This is a genomic window from Ferrimonas sediminum, from assembly GCF_900100175.1.
GTDB classification, from domain to species: domain Bacteria; phylum Pseudomonadota; class Gammaproteobacteria; order Enterobacterales; family Shewanellaceae; genus Ferrimonas; species Ferrimonas sediminum.
On the sequence record NZ_FNEM01000003.1, the window covers coordinates 361,812 to 369,026 of the forward strand.

Below are 7,215 nucleotides of genomic sequence, written 5' to 3' on the forward strand. Positions count from 1 at the left end.
CACTTACCCTCGCCGGCTTTCTTTTCGCCGCCGCACTTGCCTTCACCGCACTTCCCCTCCTTGTGCTTGTCACCATCCAACTGATAACCAGAAGTCAGCTCCTGAGCGGCAAATGGATTCGCATCAGCGGCATTTGCGGCCATGGCAGTACCAACTACACACAGGCCCAACGCTGCTGCAACAGTGGTTTTTTTCATTGAATTCATCTTAATACCCTTCCTTTCATATCTCGGATGCTTAAACCATTGTTAACCCAGCGTCATATTTCGCTGGCTTACGATAACAGACCCAGCCACATCAGGATCTATTTCACAATATAACAACTTTTTTTGATCTTGACGCTTTATTAATCAACACACTCCTGTTAGGGATGCTGCGAATGGCCATAACTGCTACACTCCCGCGCCTGAGTTTTAATCTGTTTTGATGGTCATGAGAGTCGTATTAGCACCGATGGAAGGGGTCATGGACCCGTTGATGCGCCAGGTTTTCACCGAGATTGGTGGTTACGACCTGTGCGTCACCGAATTTGTTCGTGTAGTAAATCAATGCCTTCCTGAAAAAGTGTACCGCCGGTTGTGCCCAGAACTGGCCCAAGGGGGCGCGACACTGGCCGGCACCCCGGTGCGGGTTCAGCTGCTGGGGCAGTCGCCACAGTGGATGGCGGAAAATGCCGCCTTTGCCTCAGAACTCGGCTCTCCCGGCATTGATCTCAATTTTGGCTGCCCGGCCAAGTCCGTCAACCGATCCAATGGCGGCGCGGTGATGCTAAAAACCCCTGAGCAGCTGCATCAGGTCGTCAAAGCGGTTCGCGCCGCAGTACCGGACCACCTGCCCGTCACCGCCAAGGTGCGTCTCGGCTGGGATAGCTGCGACAACGCCATGGAGATTGCCGATGCCGCAGCCAGTGGCGGCGCCGATGAACTTGCAATTCATGCCCGTACCAAAGCCGACGGCTATCGGGCCGAACGAATCAATTGGGCCCGCATTAAGCCCATCGCCCAGGCCCTGTCGATTCCGGTGATCGCCAATGGCGAGATCTGGAATCGTCAGGATGCCCTGAACTGCCTCGAACAGAGCGGCTGCCAGGACATCATGCTGGGCCGGGGCGCCTTGGCCGTGCCCAATTTGGCCAACGTCGTGCGCGGCGAAAGCGATCGCTTCGACTGGTACCAGGTGGTGGAGTTGATGGCCAACTACGCCCAACGTGAAATTGACGGTGAAAAGTGGATTTACTTCCCTAACCGGATTAAACAGTGGCTGCGCTACATCATCATCCAGTACCCGGAAGCCGAACCCTTTTTCCGCCAGTTGCGAGTGCTGAGGGACGTCGACGAGATCATCGCCACCCTCCATAAAGAGGGAGAACGCGCTCAGCGGGCGCTCGCCTAACCCTCCGTAGCCAAATTCAGTAACGCCTCTATATATAGAGGCGTTTTTATCTGCCCCGAGTACTCATCTCTCAACTCCTTCAACGTGTCGCCCCTCCCATTAAATCCATTGCCCTTACGAACAGCCAGGAAGAAAGACACTGGGTACCCGCGTCCGCGGGCACGACCTGCCTCACTCCGTCGCCCTTGCGAACGCGAGGGCCCACCTACCTCCCCCGTCGCCCTTGCGAACGCGAGGGCCGACCTACCTCCCCCGTCGCCCTTGCGAACGCGAGGGCCCAGTGGCTTTAGTCGGGTTACGGTCAACATCAAAGACGCTGGGTACCCGCGTGCGCGGGCACGACCTACCTCCCCCGTCGCCCTTGCGAACGCGAGGGCCCACCTTCCTCCCCCGTCGCCCTTGCGAACGCGAGGGCCCAGTGGCTTTAAAACGGAAAGACACTGGATTCTCGCCTGCGCAAGAATGACAAACGGTCAAGGTCAAAGACACTGGGTACCCGCGTGCGCGGGCACGACAGTCAAGGGCAAAGACGCTGAGTACCCGCGTGCGCGGGCACGACGGCGGGGTGGTTAACCTGCTCATCGGTGGCCAACTTGGTATCAATGGGCGAATCCATGGCGGTGGAGGTGGCAGAGAACGTCACCGCCCAGCCCGATACCGGCAGATTATCTGCCAGTAACAGGGCGGCCGCCTGCACCGATTTTCCCTGAGGAATCTGTTGAACGGGATTACCCGAGGAATCGAACAGTTGCAAACTGAGGCTATAGCTAGTAGGGGAAGACTCTAAAGTGTCCTCCTGTAGGCCACTTCCACCACCGCAACTCACTAACAAAATCAGATATAGGCAGACAAAAATCTGGCGAATGACGAAATTCATCCAATGACTCTCCGTCACAATAATAACCCACCCCGTTATCCATCCGTTATCATTAAGACCAATTCATTGTTACGAGATCGCCACCATGAACCCACATCAAGGTCACTTTGAGCTAAACTCGCCTCATATTTCTACATTTGCCCTCTTTTTTCCGGCAGCGGAATCTTGCTAGGCTTAGGCCGCAAATAAAAAATAGAAATCATCAAAGGAAGTTGCATGTCTGAAAAGATGCAAAAGAAAATGGGTCTAACCGCCAAAATCTTGATCGGTATGTTAACCGGTATCGCTATTGGCGGAATCCTGCGGGTTCTGCTGCCAGGCAATGAGGTAGTCGAGACCTATCTGGTGGATGGCCTGTTCAGCGTCATAGGAAACATCTTTGTTTCCTCCCTGAAGATGCTGGTGGTTCCACTGGTGTTCGTGTCACTGGTTTGCGGAACGGCGTCACTGTCGGATCCTGGCAAACTGGGCCGCCTGGGTGGCAAAACCCTGGCGTTTTATCTGACCACCACCGCCATCGCCATCACCCTGGCTATCACCCTGGCCATTCTGGTGCACCCGGGTAACGCCTCCATGGCCGCCGAAGGCCTGGCCTTTGACGCTAAGGCTGCGCCGCCGCTCAGCCAGGTACTGGTCAACATTGTGCCCAGCAACCCCATCGATGCCATGGCCAAAGGCAGCATGCTGCAGATCATCGTCTTCGCGATCATCTTCGGTGTGGCCATCTCCCAAAGTGGTGAACGCGGTGCCCGTATTCGTGACTTCTTTGAAGACATCAATGCCGTGGTGATGAAGCTGGTTACCATTCTGATGCAGCTGGCTCCCTACGGTGTGTTCGCACTGATGGCGAAACTGGCCCTGACTCTGGGACTGGCCACCTTCGGCAGTGTGGTGAAGTACTTCTTCCTGGTGCTGGGCGTGTTGTTCCTGCATGGTCTGGTCACTTACCCGACGCTGCTGAAAGCCTTTACCGGCCTGAGCCCGCTCACCTTCCTGAAGAAGATGCGCAGCGTTCAGCTGTTTGCCTTCTCCACCGCCAGCTCCAATGCCACCCTGCCGGTGACCATTGAGAACGCCAACTACCGTCTGGGTGTGCACAACAACATCAGCTCCTTCTCCCTGCCTCTGGGTGCCACCATCAACATGGACGGTACCGCCATCATGCAAGGGGTGGCGACGGTGTTCATTGCCCAGGTATTTGGCATGGATCTGACCCTGGGTGATTACGTGATGGTAATCATCACTGCCACATTGGCCTCCATCGGCACCGCCGGTGTACCTGGCGTTGGTCTGATCATGCTGGCGATGGTACTCAACCAAGTGGGTCTGCCCGTCGAAGGCATCGCTCTGATTCTGGGTGTGGACCGCTTGCTGGATATGGTCCGTACTGCCGTCAACGTGACCGGTGATGCCGCCGTGACCGTGATTGTGGCCAAGTCCGAAGGCGAGTTTGAGCAAGAGGTTTACGACGACCCCTATGCCGGCGCGCAGTTGATGGGCGATCGCGAACCCAGCAAAGCGGGATAAGCGTCAATCATCATTTTTTCTCCTCCAACAGGAGAAAGTTACTGAAAAAAGGGCCCTTCTGGGTCCTTTTCTGTTTGCACGACTCAAACCTCAGCTACACTGACACTATAAGTGGTGACAACGGAGCGTCGCCAACAGGTAGATGACGGCATGACCCACTGCTGGCAGCACCCCGTGTTTTGCGTCTCCCATGTCGCCAGAGCAGGGCCTGTCTGCAGTTCCGTGCCGGTTCACAAAGAGGGAGCCTGATGCAACGAGTACACATCTTGTCGGTTTGGGAGCGCAGCTGCCAACTGGTGATTGAGATCCATAACCACATTGTGGATGACATTAATACCGATTTAGGACAGCAACTCTCTACCACCGTTATCGCCGTCTCCAGCCAACTCGCCCAGTGTTACGAAGAGCAAAAGCCATGCGCCGACAGTTTAATGACCGCCAACGGTTTTCTTGGCCAACTGAATGCCCACATCGAGCTGGCTCGCCAAACGGCCATGATTGAACACCAGGTGGCACACCATTGGCTGCAGGAGATTAAAACCCTGCAAAACCTCATCGGCTGCCTACTGCCACAGGACACACCGCCACCTCATCCCCCCCAGCATTATCCGGTGTAAACCAACCACGAGCGTTCCGGTAGCCCCATACTTTGTTACATCGACACTCACTGTTGGAATCTTTAATTCACCAACAGCTCCACCGCCCCCCCATTGCGAGCGGCTAAGGGCAAAGACACTGGGTACCCGCGTGCGCGGGCACGACGGAGGGGGGTTAACCTGCACCGCTAACGAGGAGCCCCAACTCCGCCGCAACCTCGATAGGTCAAGTTAACTTCAGAACCATCCAGTTCGCACCGTCGCCCTTGCGAACGCGAGGGCCGACCTACCTCCCCCGTCGCCCTTGCGAACGCGAGGGGCCAGTGGCTTTAGAACGGAAAGACGCTGGATTCTCGCCTGCGCAAGAATGACAGAAGGGCAAAATCAAAGACGCTGGGTACCCGCGTGCGCGGGCACGACGGAGGGGGGTTAACCTGCACCGCTAACGAGGAGCCCCAACTCCGCCGCAACCTCGATAGGTCAAGTTAACTTCAGAACCATCCAGTTCGCACCGTCGCCCTTGCGAACGCGAGGGCCGACCTACCTCCCCCGTCGCCCTTGCGAACGCGAGGGCCCAGTGGCTTTAGAACGGAAAGACGCTGGATTCTCGCCTGCGCAAGAATGACAAACGGTCAAGGTCAAAGACACTAGGTACCCGCGTGCGCGGGCACGACCTACCTCCCCCGTCGCCCTTGCGAACGCGAGGGCCCAGTGGCTTTAGAACGGAAAGACGCTGGATTCTCGCCTGCGCAAGAATGACAAACGGTCAAGGTCAAAGACGCTGGGTACCCGCGTGCGCGGGCACGACCTACCTCCACCGTCGCCCTTGCGAACGCGAGGGGCCAGTGGCTTTAAAACGGAAAGACGCTGGATTCTCGCCTGCGCAAGAATGACAAACGGTCAAGGTCAAAGACGCTGGGTACCCGCGTGCGCGGGCACGACAAAGAGAAGAGCGCGGGCACGACGGAGGGTTGATTAGAGTGCGGCGAAAATGGGAACGAAGGAGGCGGGTCGCCTCCTCCACTGGCTACATGTAACGCTGAACCATATCGTGGTGGGCAGCAATGGCCTGCTGGTACTCCAGCTTCAGTTGCTGCAGCAGATTGGCCACCGTCGGAATATCCTTGATGCTGCCAACGCCCTGACCGGCAGACCAGATCTCTGCCCAGGCGCCTTGCTGCTTGTCCCCCTGGCTCTCACCCGGAGTCAGCTCCTGACCAAAGTCGACCTCTGTCTTCGGCGCCAGATTTTCCGGATCGTAACCGGCATTACGAATGCTGTCTTTGAGGAAGTTAGCGGCCACGCCAGAGATGTTCGGCGTATAGAGAATATCGGCCGACATCGACTGCTGAATCATCTTTTTATGACCTTCGGACGACATCGCTTCCTGGGTATTGATAAACCGGGTTCCCATGTACGCGAGATCCGCCCCCATCTGCTGGGCTGCTGCAATATCCTGACCGCAAGATATGCAGCCAGCGAGCAACACCGTTCCCTGGAAAAACTGACGAATTTCAGCCACCAACGCAAAGGGGCTGGTGGTACCTGCGTGTCCGCCAGCCCCGGCGGCAACAGCAATGAGGCCATCTACCCCTGCGGCCACGGCCTTTTTGGCATGCCGCACATTGGTGACATCATGAAACACCACCCCACCGTAGCTGTGGACCTGCTCCACAAGCTCCGGTACTGCGCCCAACGAGGTAATGATAATCGGCACCTTGTGCTTCACGCACAATGCCAGATCGGCGTCCAGCCTGGGGTTGGTAGCATGAACAATAAGATTCACCGCGTACGGTGCAACCAAGGCGCCCGGCTGCTTTCTGGCATCATCCAACGCCCGATTGATGACTTCGAGCCACTGCTCAAAGCCTTCACTGGTCCGTTGATTCAAAGCGGGGAAGCTGCCTACAACCCCGCCTTTACAGGTTTCAATCACCAAGTCCGGGCCCGACGCCAGAAACATCGGTGCCGCAACTGCAGGCAATTGCAAGGTGTCCTGCAGCAATGTTGGCAGTGACATAATGGTTCTCCTGAAGTGGTTCTAAGGATATTGTTACCACGGTCTGACAAGTGAGCAAGTTTTGCTCAAAACTGCTTATAAATTCGTACGCTTTGGTTATGGTGACGGGCTGCTGTTATACTCCGCCGGTAACTCACCACTTGAGATGTATACCATGTCCCTGACCCAAGAACAGATCGATAATTTCTACCGCCAAACCAGCAAAGAGCGCTTTGCTCAGTTCCTGGAGCAGGTTGCAGAACATAAAACCCTGTGGACCCTGGCCAATGAGCAGGGCTGCGTATTGGTGGATACCGGCGAAGAGCAGTGTCTACTGCTGTGGCCACACCAAGACCTGGCTGAAAGCTGGGCCACAGAAGAATACGCCGGCTGTCAGCCCATGGGCATTCCGCTGGATGACTTCCTCGACAAATGGGTTCCCGGCCTGGCAAACGACGGCTACGACGTTGCTCTGGTTCCAACCCGTGCGGGCGAAGGCGAAGTGATGTCGGCTAAAGAGCTGGCCGTCGAACTGCAAGGCGAATAATAATAAGGGGCTCAGCAATGGGCCCTTTGTTTTTCTCATGACTCGCTCAAACAAGCAACGGCCTGGTTTTATCGAACGCTACGGTGTCTGGATAACTCTGGTGATGTGGCTGTTGTTGTCACTGTTTCCCATACTCGCCATTCCCATCGTGCTGATGATGTTCGGCTTTCTTATCTACCTCTGGGTTAAATACTGACCCGCACCATACCCTGGTTGGTAGTTGACGCCCCGATACGTCAACCTTGCGAGTGCGCGCACGACAGTCAAGGTCAAAGAC

8 protein-coding genes are annotated in these 7,215 nt (G+C 56.2%); 5 read left to right on the top strand and 3 right to left on the bottom strand.

From position 1 onward, the window contains the following. A partial coding sequence (locus BLT77_RS20455) for an HvfA family oxazolone/thioamide-modified RiPP metallophore (RefSeq protein WP_483863924.1) occupies nucleotides 1–206 on the bottom strand: 206 nt, incomplete at its 3' end. Nucleotides 207–432: 226 nt separating this feature from the next. Between BLT77_RS20455 and dusC the strand changes: the two genes are divergently transcribed. Next, entirely contained in the window at nucleotides 433–1,392 is a 960-nt protein-coding gene (gene dusC / locus BLT77_RS06005) for a tRNA dihydrouridine(16) synthase DusC (protein ID WP_090363501.1), read from the top strand. 517 nt (nucleotides 1,393–1,909) lie between these two features. Here dusC and BLT77_RS06010 read toward each other — a convergent pair. After that, on the bottom strand, nucleotides 1,910–2,269 hold the full coding sequence (locus tag BLT77_RS06010) for a hypothetical protein (RefSeq protein ID WP_143026574.1): 360 nt from the start codon (nucleotides 2,267–2,269) through the stop codon (nucleotides 1,910–1,912). A gap of 216 nt (nucleotides 2,270–2,485) precedes the next feature. Between BLT77_RS06010 and BLT77_RS06015 the strand changes: the two genes are divergently transcribed. After that, a complete protein-coding gene (locus BLT77_RS06015; RefSeq protein ID WP_090363448.1) occupies nucleotides 2,486–3,796 on the top strand; it encodes a dicarboxylate/amino acid:cation symporter in 1,311 nt (436 codons plus the stop codon). 248 nt (nucleotides 3,797–4,044) lie between these two features. Next, nucleotides 4,045–4,413: a four helix bundle protein gene (locus tag BLT77_RS06020; RefSeq protein ID WP_090363450.1), complete on the top strand. Its 369-nt coding sequence runs from the start codon at nucleotides 4,045–4,047 to the stop codon at nucleotides 4,411–4,413. A 1,006-nt stretch (nucleotides 4,414–5,419) separates the two neighbouring features. Here BLT77_RS06020 and BLT77_RS06025 read toward each other — a convergent pair. Then, nucleotides 5,420–6,412: an NAD(P)H-dependent flavin oxidoreductase gene (locus tag BLT77_RS06025; RefSeq protein ID WP_090363451.1), complete on the bottom strand. Its 993-nt coding sequence runs from the start codon at nucleotides 6,410–6,412 to the stop codon at nucleotides 5,420–5,422. Nucleotides 6,413–6,566: 154 nt separating this feature from the next. Here BLT77_RS06025 and BLT77_RS06030 point away from each other — a divergent pair, with 154 nt between their 5' ends. After that, on the top strand, nucleotides 6,567–6,938 hold the full coding sequence (locus BLT77_RS06030) for a DUF2750 domain-containing protein (protein WP_176819204.1): 372 nt from the start codon (nucleotides 6,567–6,569) through the stop codon (nucleotides 6,936–6,938). A 37-nt stretch (nucleotides 6,939–6,975) separates the two neighbouring features. Next, entirely contained in the window at nucleotides 6,976–7,134 is a 159-nt protein-coding gene (locus BLT77_RS20225) for a hypothetical protein (RefSeq protein ID WP_176819205.1), read from the top strand. Nucleotides 7,135–7,215: the final 81 nt, after the last annotated feature.